Origin of the sequence: Brevundimonas bacteroides DSM 4726, assembly GCF_000701445.1 — a bacterium.
In the GTDB taxonomy this organism is placed as follows: Bacteria; Pseudomonadota; Alphaproteobacteria; order Caulobacterales; family Caulobacteraceae; genus Brevundimonas; species Brevundimonas bacteroides.
In genome coordinates this window covers 83,438-105,306 of record NZ_JNIX01000016.1, presented here as the reverse complement: position 1 = coordinate 105,306, position 21,869 = coordinate 83,438, and the positions used below count along the sequence as shown (strand labels likewise).

The window sequence follows — 21,869 nt, the reverse complement described above, 5'->3', positions numbered from 1 at the left end:
CGGCCCCGGTAGGCATCCAACTTCGGTTAATGCGCTTGAGACGCGCGGCCATCGTCGAGTGTTTCCCTTGCCCGCAAGGCCTGATCATCGCGAACGGACCCTGGTCGCCCCGGCGATCTGCGCCGGCGTGGGCGTGCACACGGGCCAGCGCGTGCGCCTGGCGATCCGTCCTGCGCCGACGGGGACTGGCATCGTCTTCGTCCGCACCGATGTGACTGACCGGGACAACCGCATTCGCGTATCGGGTGACGCCGTGGTGGACGCTCGGCTGAACACCATGATCGAGAACAACGCGGGCGTTCAGCTGTCGACCATCGAGCATCTGATGGCGGCCTTCTGCGCGCTAGGCGTGTCGAACGCGATCGTCGAGGTCGACGGGCCCGAGCTGCCGATCCTGGATGGATCGGCCCTGCCGTTCGTCCAGCTGCTGGATCGTGCGGGCTTCCGCCGCCAGGAAGCGCCGGTCCGCTACATCGAAATCCTGGAGCCGATCCACGTCACGGACGGCGACAAGCACGCCGCTCTGCTGCCCTGCGACCGCTATGAGATGCGGTTCGAGATAGACTTCGACAATCCGGTCGTCGGCAACCAGGTCATCGACTTCGTGGTCGACGAGCAGACCTTCCGCGACGAGATCATGTCCGCCCGCACCTTCGGTTTCGCCCATGAGGTCGAGGCGCTGCGTCAGGCCGGGCTGGCCCGGGGCGGTTCCCTGGAGAACGCGGTCGTCATCGACGGCGACGACATCCTGAACCCCGGCGGCCTGCGCATGGAACGCGAGTTCGTGCGGCACAAGGCGCTGGACGCGATCGGCGACCTCTATGTGCTCGGCGCGCCGTTGCTGGGCCGGTACGAGGGCTACAAGGCCGGGCACGCGGTGAATAACCGCCTGGTCCGGGCCCTTCTGGCCGCGCCGCACGCCTGGCGCGAGGTGGTTCTTGAGCCCCAGCTGGCGCGCGCCGGCTGACGATCCCGCCATCTGGTTGAGACGCCCGGACTGGCGTCCCCGCTGAAGTTGAGTCTTGATGCGCCCGGGGCAGGGGCGACGGCGTGCGCGCGCAGGGCGATCAGGCGATCATTCCAGAGGTGCAGGGGCTGCGCGGTGTTACCGCCTGCGCCGTCGTGCTGTTCCACATGGGCTGGCTGTGGTGTGGCTGGCTGGGCGTATGGGTGTTCTTCACCCTGTCGGGCTTCGTCATCACGCGATCCCTGCTGAGGGCCGAGGCGGCGGGCGAGTCCTACACGCCTGTTCGGTTCTATCGCGCCCGGGCGACCCGCATCCTGCCCCTTTATTTCGCCGCGATCGGGCTGGGCGTGGCGTCGCTGTCCGTGGAGGCCTGGGTGTTCGAACGGCCTGATGCGCTTGATCATCTGACGGATGTGCCCTGGCTCCTGACCGGAACCTACAACGTGCTCCGCGCCTTTCCGGGTTACGACCAAACCCAGTTGTTCGGCCATCTGTGGAGCCTGTCGGTCGAGGAGCAGTTCTACCTTCTGTTCCCGCTCGCCTTCCTGGGCCTCCGTCGCAGGATGTTCGCAGGGGTGATGATCGGCCTCGTCGTCGTGGGGCCTTTGCTCCGTGTTGTGCTTCACCTGGCGCTGACGGCGGCGGGATGGTCGTCGGGCGACACGGCGACAGCGGTCTACATGCTGACGTTCAGTCATCTCGACGCTTTCGCCCTGGGGGCGGTGATCGCTCTAAACGAGGAGCGATTGAAGGCGATGGCTGGTACCGTCGCGGCCCGCCGGCTAACACTGGGCATCGCGATCGCGCTGACAGCGATCGCCCTTGTCTGCGTGGCGCTCCAGAACTTCCAGGTCCAGGCGACGGGAAAAGATGTTCTGACCGACGCCTTCGCCGTGAAGCCGGAACTGTTGAGTGGACAGGTCGTCGTCTACGCCTTCGCGGTGGCCGTCGCGGGAGGGCTTCTGGTGTTGATCCTAACGGGAAGCCGGCTGGTCGCGGTGCTCGCGTCCGACAGCCTGGTGCGGCTTGGGACGGTTTCGTTCAGTCTCTACGTCTGGCATTTCCCGCTGCTGTGGATCTATGCCGGAGCGGGCAAGCGCAGCCTGGTCGCAGCCGTGATCTACATCGCAGCCACGATAGCCGCCGCGCTCCTCAGCCACCGCTACCTGGAACAGCCGGCGCGGCGGTGGCTGGAGGCACGGTGGCGCGACGAAGGCGTCAGGCCACGGCGATCGCCGACATCAGCCGCCCAAAGTCCGGCTCGCCTTTGAGGTAGGCTCGGCGGTTAGAGAAAAACGCCGCCTCGTCCGCGCAGGTGTCGTGGCCCGTCCAGACGGCCTGGCCGACGCCGGCCTGTTCCAGACGCCACAGGACGAACCTGGGCAGGTCGAAGCGACGCTTGTCGGGGGTGGCTCCGACCGCGAAGAAGCGGTCCGAGCCGGGGTCGTGGTGCTCGAACCGGGCCTGGAAGTCGGCGCCGACCTCATAGCTTTCCTGGGCGATGCAAGGGCCGACCACGGCGCGGATGCGCCTGGGCTGCGCGCCGAGGGCTTCCATCGCGGCGACGGCGCTGTGGACCACCCCGCCCAGCGCGCCCTTCCACCCGGCATGGACGGCCCCGACGACGCCGGCTTCCCGGTCGGCCATCAGCACGGGCGCGCAGTCGGCGGTCAGGACGGCGCAGATGACACCGGGGGTGGCGGTGACCACGGCGTCGCCCTCGGGCCGATCGCCGTACCATGGGCCCTCGGCCACGCGCGTGATGGAGGAATGGATCTGGTAGCAGGCGGCAATGTCATCGGGGGTGCCGCCCATGACCTCGGCGATCCGGCGGCGGTTCTCGGTGACGGCGGCGGGGTCGTCGCTGGAGGCGAGGCCGGTGTTCAACCCCTCGAACAGGCCGCTCGAGACGCCGCCCTGGCGCGTGAAGAAGCCGTGCCGGACACCGTCCAGGATGGGGTGTGTGATGGGTTCGGGCGTTTCCGTCGTCTCGCTCATGGCTCGAATCCTGGAACATCGAGGGTGGGCGGGGAGAAGATCGCCGCCGCTTTGAACAATACGCCCATCTGGTCGTCGGCGGTCAGTCGATGGAGCTGGCGCTGGATGACCGGGGCGGCGTCGGGCCGTGTCGACATCAACCGCTCGGCGCGGGCCTCGATCCCGAGACGGCGGAGGAAATCGCCCTGGCCGAGGCAGCCGGTGACGTCGGCCCCGGCGCGGACGGCGGCTTCGAGCACGGCGGGGAAGTCGGCCCACTGGGTCAGGTCCGCCTCGCCGGGCGTGGCGAGGGGGTCGACCTTGATGTGGCGGCGGAGCGCCTGGAGCGTATCGCCTGGGCCGGGGCGGTCGCGGCCGTAGTCGATCAGCAGGGCCGCGCCCGTCGCCTCGGAGACGAGACGGCCGAGGTCGCGGCCGAAGGCGGCTTGCTGGTCCGAGAGCTCGATCAGGTCGCCGGGGGCGACGTCGAACGCGGGGCGGACGAAGCCGCCGGTGATGCCGGTCAGGCCGAACAGGAGGTCGCCGTCGTCGGACACGCCGACCCGGCGTTCGGCCCAGCCGGTCTCGGTCTTCACGAACTGGCGAGCGGGCAGGCAGTCCAGCACCTCGTTGGCGATCAGGATCACGGGGGCGTCGCGCTCGATGGCGTCCAGGGACGAGACCCAGCGGGGAGGGGAATCACTGTCGTTCAGTCGGCGGCCCTGTACGTCGCGTAGGGGACGGCTGGGTTCAATGAGGACGAGGTCGAGCGCCGACAGGAAATCGGGCGCGACGCGGGCGGCGCGGAGCGCGTCGGTCATCAGGGTTCCGTCGCCGGGGCCGACCTCGACGAAGCGGACGCGCTCGGGCGCGCCGAGGCGCTGCCACGTTTCGACGGCCCACAGACCGATCAGCTCGCCGAACATCTGGCTGACCAGCGGCGCGGTGATGAAGTCGCCGCGCGCGCCCAGCTCCGGCCGGGTGGCGTAGTAGCCGCCTCGGGGGTCATGCAGGCAGCGGGTGACGTAATCCGCCACCGTCATCGGGCCGGTCAGGGCGATCTCGCGGGCCAGCCTGACCTTCAGGCTCCCGCCAATCTCGCTATCTGGCATGGAATCAAGCGGCGACCGGCGGGCGGCTGCGCGCGCGCCAGATCAGCCAGGCCCCGACCAGGATCATCGGGATCGACAGCAGCATGCCCATGGTGATGACGCCCTGCAACGCCTCTGGCATGTGGCTGTCGGGCTCGCGCACCGTCTCGATCGCCGCGCGGCTGAGGCCGTAGCCGACAAGGAACAGGCCGGTGACGTAGCCGGGCTTGGCCAGCAGCTTCCACTTCCAGACGGCGAGCCACAGCACGACGAACAGCACGATGCCCTCGAGCCCGGCCTCGTAGAGCTGGCTGGGGTGGCGCGGCAGGTCGCCGGCGGGGCAGAAGCCGTAGGTTTCGCGGATGCGATCGTTGCAGAAGCGGATGGCCCAGGGGACATCGGTCGTGCGGCCCCACAGCTCGCCGTTGGTGAAGTTGGCGATGCGGCCGAAGAACAGGCCCAGCGGCACGACCGGGGCGATGGCGTCGCCGATGCTGAGCAGATTGGCCTTGTTGCGGCGTCCGAAGATGACGACCGCGAGCACGACGCCGAGGAAGCCCCCGTGGAAGGACATGCCGCCGGTCCAGAGCTGGAACAGCTCCAGACGCTCGCCCAGGCTGTCGCCGGTGAAGATCTGGCCCAGGATCGCGGGCTTATAGAAAAGGACGTAGCCGAGGCGACCGCCCACGATGATGCCGAGCGTGATCCAGAGCACCAGATCGTCCAGCTGGGGCGTGGTCAGGGGCGGCCTGCCGGGTGACCAGATTCGCTCGGTCTTGATGATGCGCGCGGCATAGACCCAGCCCAGCACGATGCCGGCGACATAGGCGAGCGCGTACCAGCGGATCGGAAGCGGCCCCAGCTGGATCAGGACGGGGTCGAACTCGGGGAAGATCACGCGGGCGCTCCTGCAGCGTTGTGTAGGCCCTTTAGCAAGCGGCGCTGCGTCGCGCGAGGGCGCTGCATTTCGGCCTCGATTGACGTTATGCAGGGGGTGGCCGGGTAAGGATTGGTTCACCATATCCGGAGACCCTTCCTTAACGACGCTCGCGCCGCTGGCGGGCCGGAGACGCCGATGCAGACCCGCAATCCCTTCCTCGACGAGTTCTCCAAGCTGGGCACCAGCGCCATGGGGCTGGCCCAAGCGGCGGGCGAGGAGGCCAAGGCCGCCTTCCGCGCCCAGTCCGACCGCTTCGTGGCCGAGATGGACCTGGTCCGCCGCGACGAATTCGACGCCCTGAAGGCCGAGATCGCCGCCCTGCGCGCCGAGGTCGCGTCTCTGAAGGCCCCCGCCGCCAAGAAGGCGAACAAGCCCGAGACGGGAACGTCCACGGACGGAACTCGTCTTCCGGACGCAGCCGGTTGAGCCGAATCCGCGAACACGCCTACCGTCTCCTTATGGCGCATGAGTCGCGCCCCGCCCCCCGCGAGACCTGAGTTTTCCAATGGATGCTGTCGGACACGAAGTCGACGTTCCCTATGATCCGCTGGATGTGGTCGAGCATGTGCTGAACGCCGAGAACCTGCCGTTCGACCGGACCGACGACGGCGACCTGGCCTTCGCCCTGGCCGGCGACTGGAAGGACTACGAGCTGTGGTTCGCCTGGCGGCCGGAAGGCGACTGCCTGCAGCTGTGCTGCGCGCTGGATCTGCGCGCAACCAAGGGGCGGCGATCGGCCGCCTATGAGCTGGTGTCGATGGTCAACCAGCGAACCTGGATGGGCCATTTCGAGGTCTGGCCCGAGGACGGCGAGATCGTCTTCCGCCATTCGCTGGCCCTGCCGCACGGCGAACGGCCGACGCTGGCCCAGGCCGCGTCCATGATCGACGCGGCGATCGAGGCGGCGGATCGGTACTATCCGGCCTTCGACTTCATGATCCGGGGCAACAAGCGGCCCCAGGACGCGATCGACAGCTGCCTGTTCGAGACGGTGGGGACGGCCTAGCCGACTCGCTTGCCAGCGCGCACGATCCGCGCGTGACCGGTGCCCTTCGCATCACGCTTCTCGGCCATGGCCGTCTCGGTTCCGCATTGGCGGAAGGCTGGGGGCTGACTGGCGCGGCGACGCCTACGATCCTCACGCGGGCCAACCAGCCCGTTTGTCCGGCCGGCACCGAGGCGCTCGTCATCGCAGTCAAGCCCGCACAATGGCGGGAGGCGGTGACGCCGCTGGCGACGTCCGTGCCGCCGGGCGCCGTTGTGATTTCCGTGATGGCCGGGGTCCGCTCCGCCGACATCGCGTCGGTTCTCAGTCGACCCATTGCCCGCGTGATGCCAACCACGGCAGTGGCTAAGGCGCAGGGAGTCGCCGCGATATGGGCAGACGATGTGGAAGCGCGAGGGGTGGCTCACGCTCTGTTCGATCCTGTCGCCGACGCAGTGGATCTCGATCAGGAGGCCCTGCTTGACCCGGCCACAGCGGTCGCCGGCTCCGCGCCGGCCTTCTTCCACGCCTTTGCGCAAGCGTTGGCTTCGGCAGGATTTGAGGCGGGGCTGCCCCCCGAGGCGGCCGAGCGTCTGGCGCGAGGGGCGTTGCGGTCGGCTGGGGCAGGCGCGGCGACCGACGCTTCGTTCGAAGACCTCATCGCGCGCATCGCCTCGCCTTGCGGAACGACCCGCGCCGGGCTCGATGCCCTAATGGAAGCGCGGCTCAGCCATGCGGCGAAAGCGGCCGTCGAAGCGGCCGTCGCCCGCGCCCGGACCCTAGCGGGTGACCAGACGTCCTGAGGCCAGGTTTACCGCCAGACGGCTGTAGGCCCGCTCGGCGTCCTGCCAAGTGGTGAAGCCTTGAACGTCGGCGAGCGTCGGCGAGTAGCGCGAGAAGCGGACGGGCAGGCGCTGGCCATCAGCGGTAACCACCTCGCCCTCGATCGTCGCACCGCCGATGGAGATGCTGTCGATGATCGACAGGCCGGGCCGGTCCACCGCCTGTTGGAAGGTCGGACGGTTGGGCTTCAGGTCGGTGATGACCAGATTGATCTGGGCACCGTCCAGCGCGCCGCGCCGATCGAGCTCGCGCGACACCACCGAGCGCAGGCGCTCCAGCTGAAGATCCACGTCGCGCTGACCCAGGGTCTCGACCTGTTCGACCAGGTCCCCGCCGATGGTCACATTGACGGTGGGTTGAGCGGCGGCCGGAGCGGCGAGGCTCACGGCGAGGGCGAGGGGAGCGAGAAAGGCGAAACGGCGCATGGCGACCTCCGAGTTTTCCCTGACAGGGAGAAGATGCGCCCTGTCGGACGGTTTCGCTAGCCCGGCAGGCGAACCAGCGCCTTCAAACCTCCGAGATCGCTGCGATCCAGGGTGATGTCGCCGCCGTGGCTGCGCGCCACGTCGCGTGCGATGGCGAGGCCGAGACCGACGCCCTTGCGGTTCTGGTTGCGGCTTTCGTCCAGCCGGCTGAAGGGGCGGAAGGCTTCCTCGTGCATGTCCTCCGGGATGCCAGGGCCGTCATCCTCGATCGCGATCTCGACACCGCCCGACGGCAGGGCGCGGGCGGACAGTCTGACATGCTCGCCATGCGAAGCGGCATTGCCTGCCAGGTTGGCAAGCGCGCGCTTGAAGGCGAGGGGACGTAGGGAAGCGTTCAGGCCCTTCGGCGCGGCGATCTCGACCTCGGCACCGGCGCGTTTGACGTCCTCGCCCGCCGTTTTCAGCAGGGTCGCCAGGTCGACCGTCTGAGGGGCCTCTCCCGCCTCGCCGCGCGCGAAGGCGAGGTATTCGTCGATCATGTGCTCCATCTCATCGAGGTCGCCTTTCATGGCGGCCTGACGCTTGAACGGCGGGGCCAGCGCCAGTTCCAGCCGCAGGCGGGTGAGCGGCGTGCGCAGGTCGTGGCTGACGGAGGCGAGCAGCGCCGTCCTCTGGTCGATGTGACGCTGGATGCGATCGCGCATGTCCATGAATGCGGCGGCGGCCTGACGCACCTCGCGGGCGCCGTGGGGCTTGAAGCGGGTAGTGACCTCGCCGCGTCCGAAAGCCTCAGCCGCGTCGGCCAGTCGTTCGATGGCCCGGACCTGATTGCGGATGAACAGGATGGCGACGCCCATCAGCAGCGCCGTCGCCAGCATCAGCCAAAGGACGAAGATGTGAGCCTGGGTCGCCACGGCGCGCTCTCGCGGGGCGATGATACGCAGCACGCCGTCGCGCTGCTGCACCTGAATGTCGACGTAAGCCGGGTAGCGGGTGGTGTCGAACCAGAAGGGCTGGTCCAGCCGGCTATCCAGCGCCGCCTCCAGCGTCCGGTCCACCACGCCGATGGGGCCGCGCCGGGGCTCGGTGGGGATGGTGGCGTCGGGGCGCAGGGCGACGGATAGCTGCATCGACCGCTGGGCCTGATCGGTGATCTCGGCGAGGTTGGCGGGGGTGGGTTCGTCGCGATAGCTCTCGGCGGCCCAGGCGATGTCGCCGGCGAGACCTTCGGACAGACGCGCCGTCACCGTCTGCCAGTGCATGTCGAAGAAGGCCCAGGTCACCGCGCCCTGCATGATCAGGATCGGCAGGACGATGATCAGCAGTGAGCGTCCCCACAGCGTCGTCGGCAGGCGGCGCTTGAGAATCCGCGCGACGACGGGGAAGGGCAGCAGACGCATCGTTAGTCCGGCGCCAGCATGTAGCCGACGCCCCGGACCGTCTGGAGGTAGCGCGGGTTCTTGGGATCGACCTCGAGCTTCCGGCGCAGGCGCGTCACCTGGACGTCCACCGCGCGGCCGGTGATGTCGGCGGTGTCGGGCGACAGGTCCATGCGCTCGACCGGGGCGTGGGCGTTCAGCGCCAGGGTCTTGAGCAACTGCGCCTCGGCTTCGGTCAGGCGCATGGGCGCCCCGTCCTTGGTCAGTTCGAGCCGTTCCAGATCGAACATCGCCGGACCCAGCTTGATCTCGCGCGGCATGATCGGCTTGACGCCCGTGCGCCTCAGGATGGCGTCGATGCGCAGAGCCAGTTCCTTGGGCTCGAACGGCTTGGACATATAGTCGTCCGCGCCGCGCGACAGGCCCTCGATCCGGTCAGCCGGTTCTCCACGCGCGGTCAGCAGAAGCACCGGCGTCTTTGACAGCTGCGCCTTGTTGCGGACCCAGCTGGTCAGCTCCAGCCCGCTCTCGCCCGGCATCATGACGTCGAGCACGACCAGGTCGAACTCGATCAACTCCATCAGGCGCCGCGCGGCGGCGGCGTGGGCGGCGCCCGTCACGCGATAGCCTTCGCGCGCCAGAAACTCCTTCAGCAGCTCGCGGATGCGATCGTCGTCGTCGACGATCAGAAGGTGGCGGCCGACGCCCGCCCCAGCCACGGGTCCGGACCGGCCGCTCACGCGCGGGCTCCGAATCTGCGGGTCCGAACGTTGACCTCAGGCGTCCGGAGGGGTCTAACCGCCCAATCTGCGCAGGAGACGTTGTTCAATGGCTTTGGTCCCTTTCGACGATCGTGACGGCTGGATCTGGATGGATGGCGAATTCGTGCCCTGGCGGGAAGCGAAAACGCACGTTCTGACCCATGCCCTCCACTACGGTTCGTCGGTGTTCGAAGGGGAGCGTATGTATGGCGGCGAAATCTTCAAGCTGACCGAGCATTCCGAGCGCCTGGTGCGATCGGCGGAGCTGCTGGACTTCACCCTTCCGTGGTCTGTCGCCGAGATCGACGCCGCCTGCAAGGCGACGTGCGAGAAGATGGGCATGGAGGACGCCTATGTCCGACCCGTCGCCTATCTGGGGCCCGAGCAGACCTCCGTGTCGGCGCTGAACAACAAACCGCACCTGGCCATCGCCGTGTGGGACTGGCCCAGCTACTTCGACCCCGAGGTCAAGAAGAAGGGCATCCGGCTGGAGTGGGCCAAGTGGCGCCGTCCGGACCCGGCGACGGCTCCGACGACGGCCAAGGCGGCGGGTCTCTACATGATCTGCACCATGTCCAAGAACGCCGCCGAGAAGCGCGGCTTCTCCGACGCGATGATGCTGGACTGGCGCGGCTATGTCGCCGAGGCGACCGGTGCCAACGTCTTCTTCGTGCAGGACGGCGTGATCCATACGCCGGATGTGACCCACATCCTGAACGGCATCACGCGCCAGACGGTGATAGACATCGCCCGCGCCAAGGGCATCGAGGTCGTGGTCCGTCACATCCGACCGGAAGAGCTATCGACCTTCAGCGAATGCTTCCTGACCGGCTCGGCCGCCGAGGTGACGCCGGTCCAGTCGATCGGTGAATACACCTTCACGCCGGGCGACCTGAGCCTGGGTCTGATGGAGGACTACGGCAAGCTGGTGCGGCGCATCGCCTGACGTCCGCTTGCGGTCTCCCCGGTCGCCGTGCAGGAAGGCGGTTCGGGGAGATCGTCCTAAATCATGTTCAGCGCACTGAACCTGCAGAGCCTTGTCGGGCTCGTCGTCATTGTCGCGGCCTGCTGGCTTTTGTCGGAGAACAAGCGTCGCTTTCCGTGGCGGCTGACGCTCGGCGCGATCGCTGTGCAGGCGGCGCTGATCCTGGCGCTTTTCGCCATCCCGGGGTCGCAGGGCGTGCTTTCGGCGATCACAGGCGCCGTCGATGGTCTGGCGCAGGCCACCGCCCGAGGGACGCAGTTCGTGTTCGGCTATCTGGCGGGCGGCGATCAGCCCTATGCGGTGACCAATGAGGCGGGGCTGTTCACCTTCGCCTTCAACGTGCTGCCGCTGATCCTCGTGATTTCGGCCCTGTCGGCCCTGCTTTGGCACTGGCGTATTCTCAAGTGGATCACGCTCGGCTTCGGCTTCCTGTTCCAGCGGACTATGGGCCTGGGCGGGGCCTCGGCGCTGGCGGTGGCGGCGAACATCTTCCTCGGCATGATCGAGAGCCCCATCGTCATCCGGGCCTATCTGGACAAGCTGACCCGGTCCGAGATCTTCCTCATGATGGTGGTCGGCCTCGGTACCGTCGCCGGTTCGACCATGGTGGCTTACGCCTCCATCCTGTCGGCGGTGCTGCCGAACGCGGCGGGGCATGTGCTGGTGGCGTCGATCGTCTCGGCCCCGGCGGGCATCCTGCTGGCGCGGATCATTATTCCGGAGAAACCGGGGGAGGGCGGCGAGGTCGCCGACTATGGCTCCGCGCTGAAGTACGACAGCGCTATCGACGCCATCGTGAAGGGCACCGCCGACGGCCTGATGGTGGTGCTGAACATATCGGCCGTACTGATCGTCTTCGTGGCCTTCGTGGCCCTGGTGAACATCATGATCGGGGGTTTCTGGTTGTTCGACGCGCCGGTGACGGTCGAGCGCCTGCTGGGCTGGCTGTTCATGCCCATTGCCTGGCTGATCGGCGTGGACTGGGCCGAAGCCGGCAAGGCGGGCTGGCTGCTGGGCGTCAAGCTGACCCTGACCGAGTTCGTCGCCTTCATCGAACTAGGCCGGGTGCCGCTCGAGGACATGAGCGAGCGGACGCGGATGCTCTTGACCTATGCCCTGTGCGGCTTCGCCAACATCGGTTCCGTCGGCATCACGGTGACGGGCCTGTCGGTCCTGATCCCCGAGCGACGCGAGGAGGTGCTGGGCATGGTGTGGAAGGCGCTGTTCGCGGGCTTTCTGACCACCCTGATGACGGCGGCGGTTGTGGGGGCCATGCCGGCCTCCATATTCGCCTGAACCGGAGACCGCCTGCATGAGACTGTTCAGCAGCCACCGCGCCCCCAACCCGCGCCGCGTGCGCTGGGTCATGGCCGAGAAGGGCATCGAGGACGTCGAGATCGTCCAGGTCGACATCATGGTCGGCGACCACAAGTCGCCGGAGTACCGCGCCAGGGTCGGGGTGCCCCACGTTCCGGCGCTGGAGCTCGACGACGGCACGACCATCTCGGAATCGGTGGCGATCGGTCGCTATCTGGAGGCGCTGTATCCCGAGCCCAACCTGTTCGGCGTCGACGCCCGCGAGCAGGCGATCATCGAGATGTGGACCCGGCGCTGCGAGTTCTATCTGGCCAACCCCATCATGCTGAACGTGCGCCTGACTCACCCGGCTCTGGCCGCCATCGAGGCGCATCAGCAGCCCCAGGTCGCCGACTATAATCGGGTGGCGGCCGAGCGCTTCATGCGGACACTGGACCGGCATCTGGCCGACCACGAGTGGATCGCCGAGGACCGTTTCACCATCGCCGACATCGTCGGCGCGGTCGGGCTGGATTTCGCCCGGCTGGTCAAATATCGGCCGCCGGAGGAGCTAACGCACCTCAACCGCTGGCTGGACGCCTGCCGGGCGAGACCGGCGGCGAAGGCGGGGGTGTAGATTGAATTTTGGGGTTAGCTAAGTTAGCTTACCGACATGGCCGTCACCGCCAACATCCATGAAGCCAAGACCACGCTGTCGAAGCTTATTGAACGCGCCTTGGCGGGCGAGCGGGTCATCATCGCCAAGGCCGGCAAGCCGCTGGTCGAACTCAGCCCTATCAGCCAAACCGCGGCCGTCGATCGGGCGTCGATCTTTGGAATGTTCGAAGGGCAGATGATCCTCTCTGACGACTGGGAGGAATCGGCTTTCGACGCCGAGATGCATCGCAAATGGTACGGCGAGGAGCCTGACGCTCAGACGCACGTCGCCGAGCCATCGCGCCGGTACACGCCTGAGTGAACCTGCTGCTCGACACCAACGTGGTCGTGTGGATGCTCAGCAATCCCCGCCGGCTGAACGCTGCCGTCAGGCAGGCGCTCGAAAAGCGATCCAACCAGCTGTACGTCAGCGCAGCGTCCGTTCTCGAAATGACGTCCAAAGCCTCGTCGGGCCGATTGGTTTTCAACGAGCGAATGCGATCTGTTCTGATGGAGACATGCACCTCAGTGCCGGTGCTCGCCGACCACGCGCTGTTGGTTCAGATGTTGCCGTTGATCCACAGAGATCCGTTCGACCGCGTGATCGTGGCTCAGGCCATGATCGAGGACCTGACGCTCGTCACCGGCGACCATCTGCTCGCCGAGTATGGTGCTCCGGTGATCCTGACTTGACCTAGCCGCGCGGCCTGAACTTCCGGATTATGCCGGAGTAGGTCATTAGCGTTCGCCCGCCCGTCGTTATCTGGCCGCGCACGAAGATCAGCGAACCGCCGGCGCGGACGACCTCACCGGTCGCCTCGATCAGCTCGCCGACATAGGCGCCGTCGATCAGGGTCGAATCCAGCTGCACGGTCACGCCGTTCTTGCCCTCCATCTCCTGATAGGCCGTCTGGAACAGGGCGATGTCGGCGAAGGTCATCAGGCAGCCGCCGTGCATCCGGTCGCCGGCGTTCATGTGCTTGGGCTCGGCGCGGAAGGCGCAGCGCATGCGGCCGTCGGGATCGGGGCGGAAGTAGAAGGGGCCGACGACCTGGTCGAAGGTCCCGTGCAGGTCATAGGTCTGCCAGCCCGCGAACTCGCCTTCCGTGACTGTGACCTTCTGAACCATTCCGCCTTCAGCCTTCTTTTCGATTCCGCGATGCAGCATATAGGCCCGATGAGCGATCCAATCGAAGCGGCGATTTTCGAGACCCTGGCCAAGGCCGATCCCAAGGGCGTCGGCGGCAAGTCCGTCGAACCGGCCGAGGTGGCCAAGGTTCTGGAGCCCGAACAGTGGAGGCGCATGCTGCCTAAGGTCAGGACGACGGCGCTGGGCCTGATGCGGCAGGGCAGGCTGACAATCACCAAGAAGGGGAAGCCGGTCGATCCTAACGACTTCCGAGGCGTCACCCGGCTGCGTCTGCCGACCGAGGCGGAGACCGCCGCCGCGCTCGCCGCCCGGCCGCCTGCGTCCGAGGATGATGACGACTGACCTCGACGCGGTCCTGGCCGACATCCGGGCCTGCCGGGCTTGTCTGGGCGAGCTGCCGCACGAGCCCCGGCCGGTGGTTCGGGTGTTTCCGGAGACGCGGCTGCTGATCTGCGGCCAGGCGCCGGGACGGCGGGTGCACGAGAGCGGCATGCCGTTCACCGATCCGTCGGGAGACCGGCTGCGCGACTGGATGGGGATCGACGCCGAGACCTTCTACGGCGACCGGCGCATCGGCGTGGCGGCGCAGGCCTTCTGCTATCCCGGCACGGCGCCGCAGGGCGGGGATTATCCGCCGCCGCGCCGGTGCGCGACCCTGTGGCGGCCCAGGCTGCTGGAGGCCCTGCCCAGGATGGAGCTGACGTTGCTGGTCGGCGGATACAGCCAGGCATGGGCGCTGGGCGAGCGGGCCAAGGCGAACATGACCGAGACCGTGCGGGCCTGGCGGGAGTATGCGCCGTCGATCCTGCCGCTGCCACACCCGTCGTGGCGGAACACCGCCTGGCTTAAGCGGAACCCGTGGTTCGAGGCCGAGGTCGTGCCGTGGCTACAAGGACGGGTGCAGGAGTTTCTGGCGTGAGGCGGGGCGTGATCTCGGTTCTGGCGGCGCTAGCGCTGTCCGCCTGCGCCGCGCCGTTTGTGCAGGCGCCGATGACGCTGCCGCCCGGTTTCTCTGGGCCAGTGATCGAGGATCGCGCCTTCGTCGTTCAGGACGGGGCGCGGCTGCCCTATCGCCTCTGGGGGCCGGAGGCAGAGCCGTGGGCTGTCGTCGTGGCCCTGCACGGCATGAACGACCACTCGGCGGGGTTTCGGCTGGCGGGACCTTGGTGGGCGGAGCGCGGCATCGCCACCTACGCCTACGATCAGAGGGGCTTCGGCGCGGCGCCCGGTCGAGGCCTCTGGGCGGGCGAAGACCTGATGGCCGAGGACCTGCGCGCCGTCGTCGCCCTCGTGCGCGCGCGCCATCCTACGGCCCGCATCGCCGTCGTTGGAGAGAGCATGGGCGGAGCGGTGGCGATTTCGGCCTTCGCCTCGGACCGGCCGCCTGTCGCCGATCAGGCCATTCTGCTGGCGCCGGCCGTCTGGGGGTGGTCGAGCCAGAGCCCGTTCAATCGCGCCAGCCTGTGGGTGACGGCGCGGCTGCTGGGCGACCGGGCGGTGGAGCCGCCGGACTGGGCGGTGCGGGACATCCGGGCGACGGACAACCTGATCGAGCTGATCGCCAACGGGAACGACCCGCGTTTCATCCGGGCAACGCGGTTCGACGCGCTCTACGGTCTGGTCGACTTGATGGAGACCGCCACGGTCAAGCTGGGGCAGGTTAGGGGGCCTGTCGCCCTGCTGTATGGGGCTAACGACCAGATCATCGAGAAGGGTCCGATGCGACGCGCCCTGATGCGCGCGGGCGATCCGCCGAACCTCAGGACGGCTTGGTACGCGGACGGGTGGCACCTGCTGAACCGCGACCTTCGGGCCGAGGTCGTGTTCCGCGATGTGGAGGCCCTGCTGCGCGATCCGGACAGTCCGTTGCCCAGCGGCGCGCCGGAGGTCCTGCCGCAGTTGCGGCGCTAGTCGTCGTCGGCGGGCAGGCGCTCCATCGCGCGCCAGCCGATGTCGGTGCGGTTGAAGCCGCCGGGCCAGTCGATCTTGCGGATGGCGCGATAGGCGCGATCTCGGGCCTCGGCGATGTCGGCGCCCTCGGCGCAGATGTTCAGGACACGGCCGCCCGCCGCGATCAGATAGCCGTCCTCGTCGCGCGCCGTGCCGGCATGGAAAACCTGGACGTGCGGGCCGAAGTCCTGGTCGGCGCCCCGGATGATGGAGCCTTCCAGCGGGCTGTCGGGATAGCCCTTGGCCGCCATGACCACGCAGGCGACGGTCTCGGCCTTGAACTGGGGCTCGGGCAGGCGCGAGACGTCGCCGCGCGCGCATGCCAGCAGATAGGGCACGATGTCGACCGCCAGCCGCATCATCAGCACCTGGCATTCCGGGTCGCCGAAGCGGGCGTTGAACTCCACGACCTTGGGGCCGTCCTCGGTGGCCATCAGGCCGGCGTAGAGCACGCCGCGATAGGGCATGCCCTCCAGCGCCATGGCCTTCAGCGTCGGCTGGACGATGCGACGGTTGGCCGTCATCACCAGATCCTCGTCGAACACCGGCGCGGGCGAATAGGCCCCCATGCCGCCGGTGTTGGGGCCCATGTCGCCGTCGTAGGCGCGCTTGTGATCCTGGGCCCCGCCGAACAGCATCGCCTGCTTGCCGTCGCACAGGGCGAAGAGCGAACCTTCTTCGCCGGCCATGAACTCCTCGATGACGACGCGGGCGCCGGCGTCGCCGAAGCGGCCGCCCAGCATGCGCTCGATCTCGGCCTCGGCGTCGCGGCGATCGGGGCTGATCGCCACGCCCTTGCCCGCTGCCAAGCCGTCGGCCTTGATGACGTAGGGGGGCTTGAAGACTTTCAGCGCGGCGCGGGCGTCCTTGATCCGCTCATAGACGCCGTAGTGGGCCGTGGGGATTTCGTGGCGCGCCATGAAGGCCTTGGAAAAGGCCTTGGAGGTCTCCAGCTGGGCCGCGCGCTGGGTGGGACCGAAGCAGGGGATGCCTGCGGCGTTCAGCCGATCCGCCAGACCGGCTTCCAAAGCTACCTCCGGGCCGACGACGACCAGGCCGACGCCCAGTTCGCGCGCCAGCCGGGCCAGCCCTTCTCCGTCGTTCGCCTTGTAGCCGGGCAGGCACTCGGCGACCTTGGCGATCCCCGGATTGCCCGGAGCGCAGTAGAGGCGCTCGACCAGCGGCGACTGGCGGATTTTCCAGGCCAGGGCGTGCTCGCGCCCACCCGACCCGACGAGGAGGATGTCCATGACCGGGCAATGGCCGCGCGGGCCGGGCCGGTCAAGGGTCGAGGCCGTGCTCAGAGCATCGAGAAGACGACGTAGGCCCCGAAGGCCAGCATCATCAGGAGGCCAAGGATCAACCAGATGCCGAGCGGTGGCGTTCCACTGCGCCGACGCAGTTCACGCTCGCGCGGGTCGTCCTGATCGTGGGGCGGGATCTCGTCCTGGCTCATGGGCGAGATATTGGCGCAAGCCTGTGGTTTGCGCACCCCCGCATCCCGTCTAGACTCCGGCGGATGAGCGACGACTACGTATTTGGGGGTGCCGCCGACGCCGAAGCCGCCCCCGCGCGCGACAACAACCCGCCGCTGTCGATTTCGGAGCTCTCCTTCGCGCTGAAACGGACGCTGGAGGACAGGTTCGGCCATGTGCGGCTGCGCGGCGAGGTGTCCAAGGTCAATCGCCACGCCTCGGGGCACGTCTATCTGACGCTGAAGGATGACAAGGCCTGCATCGACGGCGTGGTCTGGAAGGGCTCGGTGAGGGGATTGGGCATACAGCCCGAGACAGGGCTGGAGGTCATCGTCACCGGCAAGATCACCTCATATCCAGCGCGGTCGTCCTATCAGATCGTGATCGAGTCGATGGAGGCGGCCGGGGCGGGGGCCCTGTTGGCCCAGCTGGAGCGGCTCAAGGCGCGACTGGCGGGCGAGGGGCTGTTCGAGGCAGGGCGCAAGCGGCCGATCCCGCTCTATCCGCGCACGATCGGCGTGATCACCAGTCCGACGGGGGCGGTGATCCGGGACATCCTGCATCGGCTGGCGGAGCGTTGGCCGTGTCATGTGATCGTCTGGCCCGTGGTGGTGCAGGGGGATGCTGCGAGCGGCCAGGTGGCGGCGGCGATCCGTGGCTTCGACGCCCTGGCGCCGGGCGGGCTGGTCCCGCGACCCGACCTGCTGATCGTGGCGCGGGGCGGGGGCTCGGTCGAGGACCTGTGGGCCTTCAACGATGAGGCTCTGGCCCGGACGGTGGCGGCGGCGACCATCCCGATCCTCTCCGCCGTGGGGCACGAGACAGACACCACGCTGATCGACTTCGTCTCGGACCGGCGCGCGCCGACCCCGACGGCGGCGGCGGAGATAGCCACGCCGGTGCTCGCGGAGCTGCGGGCCTTCGTGACCGATCTCGAGCGGCGTCTGGATCGGGCGGGGGCTCGGCTGCTGGAGGATCGGCGTGTGCGGCTCAGGGCCGTCGCGCGCGGCCTGCCGGCGCGGCCCGAGGAGCTGGTCGCCGTGCCGCAGCAACGGCTGGATCATGCGGCGAGTCGGCTGCTGGCGGGATTGCACCGGAACACGGAAGCGCATCACAGGCGGCTGGCGGGCGTGGCCTCGCGCCTCGGGCCGGGGCTGCTCCATCGGGTCGTGGAGCAGAGGACCGCACGGCTGGATGGTCAAGGGGCGCGGCTGGCGGGGGCTCTGGCGGCCAATCGCGCCAAGCATGAGCAGCGTCTGCTACGGGTTTCCGCCCGGCTGAGCGACGAACCGATCCGGCGACGACTGGATCAGAGGTTGGCGCGGCTCGACGCCCTGTCGGCGCGACTGGATCGGCCCTTGCCTCTCTCGCTGGAGCGGGCCGAGACGCGACTGGCCGCATTGGGCCGGGCTTTGGCCACGCTCGATCCCAAGCGGCCGAAGCCGGGATTCGCCCGGATCGACGATGGGGCGGGGCGGATGATCACTTCGGCGGCCGAACTGGCTCCGGGACAGGCGGTCAGCCTGGTCTTCCCCGACGGCTCGCGCGGGGCGCGGGTCGAGGGCGAAGCGACGGCCCGGCCTCGCCCGGCGGCGCGGCCGAAGGCGTCGGTTCTGGATCAGCGCGACCTGTTCTGACGACGGCTTTGGGGTTAGTCTGGCTCTCATGACCAGCGTGCCTCAACCCGCATCCCTGCACTACGGCGACGGCGAGTTCGCCGTGCTCAAGCCCGGCCCCTTCGTGCGCTGCGCGGTGACGGACCGGCCCATTCCGCTGGAGGCCTTGCGCTACTGGTCGGCCGAGCGGCAGGAGGCCTACTACGGCCCGGTCGAGGCGCTGTCGCGGATGGTCGAGAAGTGACACCGGACCGGCGCGGCCTGCTGGTCGGCGCCGCAGCGGCCCTCGCCACGCCTGCATGGTCGCGCGACCCTGCCGACCTCGTCCTGACCGGCCGTATGGTGCAGGGCGGCTTCGTGATGGGCCGGACCTGGCCGCGCGCCCTGATCTTCATCGGCGGCGAGGCCCTGGCGACGGCCTCGGACGGCGGCCTGTTTGTCGTCGGCTTCGACCGGGACGCCCCGACCTCGGTGGTGCTCGAAGCGCGATCGGGCGCGCGGTCCGAGCGTCGGACCCTGCCGGTGGCGCGCGGCCAGTTCCCCTCGACCCGCATCGACGGTTTGCCGCCATCGACTGTGGAGCCCAGCGACCCGGCGTTACTAAAGCGCATCCAGCGTGAGGTGGCGATCAAGACCGAGGGCTTCGCCAGCCGCCACGACGGCGACGATTTCCGCTCGGGCTTCGATTGGCCGCTGGCGTCGTTTCGGGTGTCCAGCGAGTGGGGCTCGCAGCGGGTGCTGAACGGCACCCCGGCCCGGCCGCACTACGGCATCGATCTGGCCGCGCCACAGGGGACATCGATCCGGGCTCCGGCGGACGGCGTGGTCACGCTTGCACAACCGGGGATGCATTTCGAAGGTGGCCTGACCCTGATCGATCACGGCCAGGGTTTGATCACCGCCTACCTGCATCAGTCCCGCATCGACGTGCTGCCCACCCAGCGAATCAGTCGAGGACAGGTCATCGGCGCGGTCGGAATGACCGGCCGGGCGACCGGCCCGCACCTATGCTGGCGCATGCGATGGCGGGATCGGCAGATGAATCCGGCGCTCATGGTCGGACAATCCGCGCCGGAAAGCGGTTACCGCTCCGGCCGAGCTTGATCTGGGTCTGGACGGAGCCTTTGGGTCTGCCTAGCGTTTTCGGCTGACCGTCGGGGAGGCGGTTGCCTAAATGTCTTCACTGCAATCTCTGAATGTTCTGCTGGTTGACGACAACCAGCACATGCGCGCCATCACCGCCGCCATCCTTCAATCGGCGGGTGTGCGCAGCATCCGCGAGGTGTCCGACGGTGCCGCCGCCCTGGACATGGTCCGCGACTTTCCGGTCGACTTAGCGATCGTCGACTTCAACATGTTCCCGCTGGACGGCGTGGAGTTTACGCGCCTGATCCGCAACAGCCGGGACAGCGCCAATCCCTATCTGCCCATCATCATGATGACCGGCCATTCGGAGAAGAGCCGGGTGGTAGAGGCCAGGGACGCGGGCGTGACCGAGTTCGTGGTCAAGCCCATCACCGCCAAGGCGGTGTTCGATCGCATCCAGGCCGTAATCATGCGCCCTCGGCCCTTCGTGAAAACCGAGGACTACTTCGGCCCGGACCGGCGCAGGGTGAACATGCCGAACTACCCAGGGCCGTTCCGGCGCTCCAACGATCAGGCGGAGGCTGTGGCCGAAGGCGCGGGGTCCAGCGCGGCGTAGACCCGGTCAGGCCAACGCTTGTGCACCCAGAACCAGTCGACAGGGTTCTCGCGGACCCGTTCCTCGATGAAGGTGGTGATGGCTTGGACCCCGGCCTTGATAGCGGCCTGGCGGTCGCCTGTGCTTTCGAGTTCGATGGGTTCGTGCGCCGTGACGCGGAAGCGGACGCCAGGCAGGCGCACCACGCTCATCGGCTGGATGACCGTGCCGAAGCGCAGCGCCAGGCGGCTAGGGCCGGGCGCGGCATTCACGGGGTGGCCGAAGAAGTTGACTTCGGGGCCCTCCGAGAACTTCTGATCGTTCATCAGGGCGACGCTTTCGCCGCGCCCCATGCCGGCCAGCAGTTCGCGCGCGCCGTCGCCGCCCTTAGGGGCGAAGAGCTTGACGCCATAACGGGCGCGGGCGGCGACGATCTGGGCGTCGACATAGGGGTTGTTGGCGGCGCGGTAGGTGACCTGGACCGGCACGCCGGAGGCTACCAGAACGGCCGCCATGGTCTCGATATTGGCCAAGTGACCCGAAACGAAGACGACGGGCTTTCCGGACGCGCGGATGGCCTCCAGCCGCTCGGCCCCGACGATGTCGATACGGCCGGACGCGGGCGTCAGCCGGTCCATGACCGCGGTCTCGGCGAACGTGCGTCCCGTCTGCTCCCATTGCGCGATGGCGAGACGCTCGCGCTCCTTGGGGTCCATGTCCGGAAACGCGATGCGCAGGTTGCGCATGACCGTGCGATGGGTGCCGGTCTTCGGACCCAGCGTCCGCAGCAGCCAGCCGCCGAAGTTCGACGCCGCCTCCAGCCCGATCAGCCGCATCAGGCCGATGAAGCCCGCGAACGCCGCCGCCTCCAGACGCCAGATCAGGTCCTGGCGGAGTGAGACCCGCTCACCAGGCAATGGTGATGCCGCCGTCGACGACCAGGGTCTGGCCGGTCATGTAGCTGGAGGCGGGCGACGACAGATAGACCGCCGCGCCCGCGATCTCGTCCGGCTGGCCGATGCGGCGGAGGGGCGCGGGGTCGGTCGCGACCTTCAGGATCTCGGGGTTCTCCCACAGATATCGGGCAAAGTCGGTCTGCACGAGGCCCGGCGCGATGCAGTTGACCCGCACGTTCGACGGCCCCCACTCCACGGCGAGGTTCCGGACCAGCTGCATGTCGGCGGCCTTGGAGATGTTGTAGGCGCCGATCAGGGCGTTGCCGCGCAGGCCGCCGATGGACGACACCACGGTGATCGACCCGTCTTTCCGTTCCAGCATCTGTGGCGCGACCATCTGGATCAGCCAGTGGTTGGAGACGACGTTGTTCTGCAGGATCTTGTCGAACTGCTCGTCGGTGATGCCCGCCATCGGCCCGGCATAGGGATTGGACGCCGCGTTGCAGACCAGGATGTCGATCTTGCCGAAGGCGGCGTTGGTCTCGTCGACCAGCCGTTGCAGGTCTTCCTTGGAGGCGATGTTGGCGGGGATGGCGATGGCGCGGCCCTCGCCGTGTTTCGCATTGATCGCGGCGGCGACCTCGTCGCACGGTCCGGCCTTCCTGGACGAGATGACGACATTCGCGCCGTGCTCGGCCAGCCGCTCGGCGATGGCCTTGCCGATGCCCTTGGAGGAGCCGGTGATGATGGCGCTCTTGCCGGTGAGGTCGAACAGTTCCATGCGTTTCCCCTGAT

Annotated in this window: 28 protein-coding genes; 17 read left to right on the top strand and 11 right to left on the bottom strand. The window is 68.2% G+C overall.

Features of this window, described 5'->3' with window-relative positions; genetic code table 11:
* Positions 1 to 67: 67 nt before the first annotated feature.
* Together lpxC and Q333_RS0114605 are read left to right on the top strand one after the other, a co-directional pair.
* On the top strand, positions 68 to 967 hold the full coding sequence (gene lpxC / locus Q333_RS0114610) for a UDP-3-O-acyl-N-acetylglucosamine deacetylase (protein ID WP_029417988.1): 900 nt from the start codon (positions 68 to 70) through the stop codon (positions 965 to 967).
* Positions 968 to 1,050: 83 nt separating this feature from the next.
* Positions 1,051 to 2,238, top strand: coding sequence for an acyltransferase family protein (locus Q333_RS0114605; RefSeq protein ID WP_029417987.1), 1,188 nt, complete (start codon positions 1,051 to 1,053; stop codon positions 2,236 to 2,238).
* On the opposite strand, the gene pgeF is transcribed toward Q333_RS0114605, so the two are convergent.
* The 3 genes from pgeF to lgt are packed head-to-tail and all read right to left on the bottom strand — an operon-like array spanning position 2,186 to position 4,933.
* Positions 2,186 to 2,965: a peptidoglycan editing factor PgeF gene (pgeF, locus tag Q333_RS0114600; protein ID WP_029417986.1), complete on the bottom strand. Its 780-nt coding sequence runs from the start codon at positions 2,963 to 2,965 to the stop codon at positions 2,186 to 2,188. The two genes, Q333_RS0114605 and pgeF, sit on opposite strands and share 53 nt — an antisense overlap.
* On the bottom strand, positions 2,962 to 4,056 hold the full coding sequence (locus tag Q333_RS0114595) for a class I SAM-dependent methyltransferase (RefSeq protein WP_029417985.1): 1,095 nt from the start codon (positions 4,054 to 4,056) through the stop codon (positions 2,962 to 2,964). Before Q333_RS0114595 ends, pgeF begins: the two co-directional genes overlap by 4 nt.
* Positions 4,057 to 4,060: 4 nt before the next feature.
* The gene (gene lgt, locus Q333_RS0114590) at positions 4,061 to 4,933 is read right to left on the bottom strand and encodes a prolipoprotein diacylglyceryl transferase (RefSeq protein WP_029417984.1); all 873 of its coding nucleotides are present in this window, start codon (positions 4,931 to 4,933) and stop codon (positions 4,061 to 4,063) included.
* 177 nt (positions 4,934 to 5,110) lie between these two features.
* Between lgt and Q333_RS0114585 the strand changes: the two genes are divergently transcribed.
* The 3 genes from Q333_RS0114585 to Q333_RS0114575 all read left to right on the top strand — a co-directional run bounded on the left by Q333_RS0114585 (position 5,111) and on the right by Q333_RS0114575 (position 6,763).
* Complete coding sequence (locus tag Q333_RS0114585) at positions 5,111 to 5,401, top strand: accessory factor UbiK family protein (protein WP_029417983.1); 291 nt, start codon at positions 5,111 to 5,113, stop codon at positions 5,399 to 5,401.
* Positions 5,402 to 5,480: 79 nt separating this feature from the next.
* Positions 5,481 to 5,981 carry a type III secretion system chaperone family protein gene (locus Q333_RS0114580; protein ID WP_029417982.1) on the top strand — a complete coding sequence of 167 codons (501 nt, stop codon included), beginning with the start codon at positions 5,481 to 5,483 and terminating at the stop codon, positions 5,979 to 5,981.
* Positions 5,982 to 6,013: 32 nt separating this feature from the next.
* Positions 6,014 to 6,763, top strand: coding sequence for a pyrroline-5-carboxylate reductase family protein (locus Q333_RS0114575; protein WP_029417981.1), 750 nt, complete (start codon positions 6,014 to 6,016; stop codon positions 6,761 to 6,763).
* Here the strand turns inward: Q333_RS0114575 and Q333_RS0114570 are convergent.
* The 3 genes from Q333_RS0114570 to Q333_RS0114560 are packed head-to-tail and all read right to left on the bottom strand — an operon-like array spanning position 6,740 to position 9,347.
* Positions 6,740 to 7,228: a hypothetical protein gene (locus Q333_RS0114570; RefSeq protein ID WP_029417980.1), complete on the bottom strand. Its 489-nt coding sequence runs from the start codon at positions 7,226 to 7,228 to the stop codon at positions 6,740 to 6,742. The genes Q333_RS0114575 and Q333_RS0114570 overlap by 24 nt on opposite strands.
* Before the next feature lie 56 nt (positions 7,229 to 7,284).
* Positions 7,285 to 8,628: an ATP-binding protein gene (locus Q333_RS0114565; protein WP_029417979.1), complete on the bottom strand. Its 1,344-nt coding sequence runs from the start codon at positions 8,626 to 8,628 to the stop codon at positions 7,285 to 7,287.
* A gap of 2 nt (positions 8,629 to 8,630) precedes the next feature.
* Positions 8,631 to 9,347, bottom strand: a complete 717-nt coding sequence (locus tag Q333_RS0114560; protein WP_245591556.1) for a response regulator — start codon at positions 9,345 to 9,347, stop codon at positions 8,631 to 8,633.
* 88 nt (positions 9,348 to 9,435) lie between these two features.
* Between Q333_RS0114560 and Q333_RS0114555 the strand changes: the two genes are divergently transcribed.
* The 5 genes from Q333_RS0114555 (at position 9,436) to Q333_RS0114535 (ending at position 12,999) form a co-directional block, all read left to right on the top strand.
* Entirely contained in the window at positions 9,436 to 10,314 is an 879-nt protein-coding gene (locus Q333_RS0114555; protein WP_029417977.1) for a branched-chain amino acid aminotransferase, read from the top strand.
* 63 nt (positions 10,315 to 10,377) lie between these two features.
* The gene (locus Q333_RS0114550; RefSeq protein WP_029417976.1) at positions 10,378 to 11,649 is read left to right on the top strand and encodes a NupC/NupG family nucleoside CNT transporter; all 1,272 of its coding nucleotides are present in this window, start codon (positions 10,378 to 10,380) and stop codon (positions 11,647 to 11,649) included.
* A 16-nt stretch (positions 11,650 to 11,665) separates the two neighbouring features.
* Positions 11,666 to 12,286, top strand: a complete 621-nt coding sequence (locus Q333_RS0114545) for a glutathione S-transferase family protein (protein WP_029417975.1) — start codon at positions 11,666 to 11,668, stop codon at positions 12,284 to 12,286.
* Positions 12,287 to 12,322: 36 nt separating this feature from the next.
* Positions 12,323 to 12,628, top strand: coding sequence for a type II toxin-antitoxin system Phd/YefM family antitoxin (locus tag Q333_RS16685; protein ID WP_051651354.1), 306 nt, complete (start codon positions 12,323 to 12,325; stop codon positions 12,626 to 12,628).
* Positions 12,625 to 12,999 (top strand): type II toxin-antitoxin system VapC family toxin, encoded by a 375-nt coding sequence (locus tag Q333_RS0114535; RefSeq protein WP_029417973.1) that lies wholly within the window; start codon positions 12,625 to 12,627, stop codon positions 12,997 to 12,999. Before Q333_RS16685 ends, Q333_RS0114535 begins: the two co-directional genes overlap by 4 nt.
* 1 nt (position 13,000) lies before the next feature.
* Here Q333_RS0114535 and Q333_RS0114530 read toward each other — a convergent pair whose 3' ends face one another.
* Entirely contained in the window at positions 13,001 to 13,435 is a 435-nt protein-coding gene (locus Q333_RS0114530) for a PaaI family thioesterase (protein WP_029417972.1), read from the bottom strand.
* A 48-nt stretch (positions 13,436 to 13,483) separates the two neighbouring features.
* Here Q333_RS0114530 and Q333_RS0114525 point away from each other — a divergent pair, with 48 nt between their 5' ends.
* Genes Q333_RS0114525 through Q333_RS0114515 form a run of 3 tightly spaced genes read left to right on the top strand, consistent with a single transcriptional unit; the run spans position 13,484 to position 15,367 of the window.
* Entirely contained in the window at positions 13,484 to 13,798 is a 315-nt protein-coding gene (locus Q333_RS0114525) for a DUF3253 domain-containing protein (RefSeq protein ID WP_029417971.1), read from the top strand.
* Positions 13,788 to 14,375 (top strand): uracil-DNA glycosylase family protein, encoded by a 588-nt coding sequence (locus Q333_RS0114520; protein ID WP_029417970.1) that lies wholly within the window; start codon positions 13,788 to 13,790, stop codon positions 14,373 to 14,375. The genes Q333_RS0114525 and Q333_RS0114520 overlap by 11 nt, the downstream gene beginning before the upstream one ends.
* Positions 14,372 to 15,367 (top strand): alpha/beta fold hydrolase, encoded by a 996-nt coding sequence (locus tag Q333_RS0114515; RefSeq protein ID WP_029417969.1) that lies wholly within the window; start codon positions 14,372 to 14,374, stop codon positions 15,365 to 15,367. Before Q333_RS0114520 ends, Q333_RS0114515 begins: the two co-directional genes overlap by 4 nt.
* Here the strand turns inward: Q333_RS0114515 and purD are convergent.
* Both purD and Q333_RS17690 read right to left on the bottom strand, forming a co-directional pair.
* Entirely contained in the window at positions 15,364 to 16,656 is a 1,293-nt protein-coding gene (gene purD, locus Q333_RS0114510; RefSeq protein ID WP_029417968.1) for a phosphoribosylamine--glycine ligase, read from the bottom strand. The two genes, Q333_RS0114515 and purD, sit on opposite strands and share 4 nt — an antisense overlap.
* Before the next feature lie 50 nt (positions 16,657 to 16,706).
* Positions 16,707 to 16,898 (bottom strand): hypothetical protein, encoded by a 192-nt coding sequence (locus Q333_RS17690; RefSeq protein ID WP_157072476.1) that lies wholly within the window; start codon positions 16,896 to 16,898, stop codon positions 16,707 to 16,709.
* A 27-nt stretch (positions 16,899 to 16,925) separates the two neighbouring features.
* On the opposite strand from Q333_RS17690, the gene xseA reads away from it, so the two are divergent.
* From xseA to Q333_RS0114485, 4 genes are all read left to right on the top strand, one after another.
* Complete coding sequence (xseA, locus tag Q333_RS0114500) at positions 16,926 to 18,518, top strand: exodeoxyribonuclease VII large subunit (RefSeq protein ID WP_029417967.1); 1,593 nt, start codon at positions 16,926 to 16,928, stop codon at positions 18,516 to 18,518.
* A gap of 28 nt (positions 18,519 to 18,546) precedes the next feature.
* A complete protein-coding gene (locus Q333_RS0114495) occupies positions 18,547 to 18,741 on the top strand; it encodes a DUF2093 domain-containing protein (protein WP_029417966.1) in 195 nt (64 codons plus the stop codon).
* On the top strand, positions 18,738 to 19,601 hold the full coding sequence (locus Q333_RS0114490; RefSeq protein ID WP_035294511.1) for a M23 family metallopeptidase: 864 nt from the start codon (positions 18,738 to 18,740) through the stop codon (positions 19,599 to 19,601). Before Q333_RS0114495 ends, Q333_RS0114490 begins: the two co-directional genes overlap by 4 nt.
* Positions 19,602 to 19,671: 70 nt before the next feature.
* Complete coding sequence (locus Q333_RS0114485; protein ID WP_029417964.1) at positions 19,672 to 20,199, top strand: response regulator; 528 nt, start codon at positions 19,672 to 19,674, stop codon at positions 20,197 to 20,199.
* On the opposite strand, the gene Q333_RS0114480 is transcribed toward Q333_RS0114485, so the two are convergent.
* Together Q333_RS0114480 and Q333_RS0114475 are read right to left on the bottom strand one after the other, a co-directional pair.
* On the bottom strand, positions 20,154 to 21,095 hold the full coding sequence (locus Q333_RS0114480; RefSeq protein WP_029417963.1) for a lysophospholipid acyltransferase family protein: 942 nt from the start codon (positions 21,093 to 21,095) through the stop codon (positions 20,154 to 20,156). The genes Q333_RS0114485 and Q333_RS0114480 overlap by 46 nt on opposite strands.
* Positions 21,085 to 21,855, bottom strand: a complete 771-nt coding sequence (locus Q333_RS0114475) for an SDR family NAD(P)-dependent oxidoreductase (protein WP_029417962.1) — start codon at positions 21,853 to 21,855, stop codon at positions 21,085 to 21,087. Before Q333_RS0114475 ends, Q333_RS0114480 begins: the two co-directional genes overlap by 11 nt.
* Positions 21,856 to 21,869: the final 14 nt, after the last annotated feature.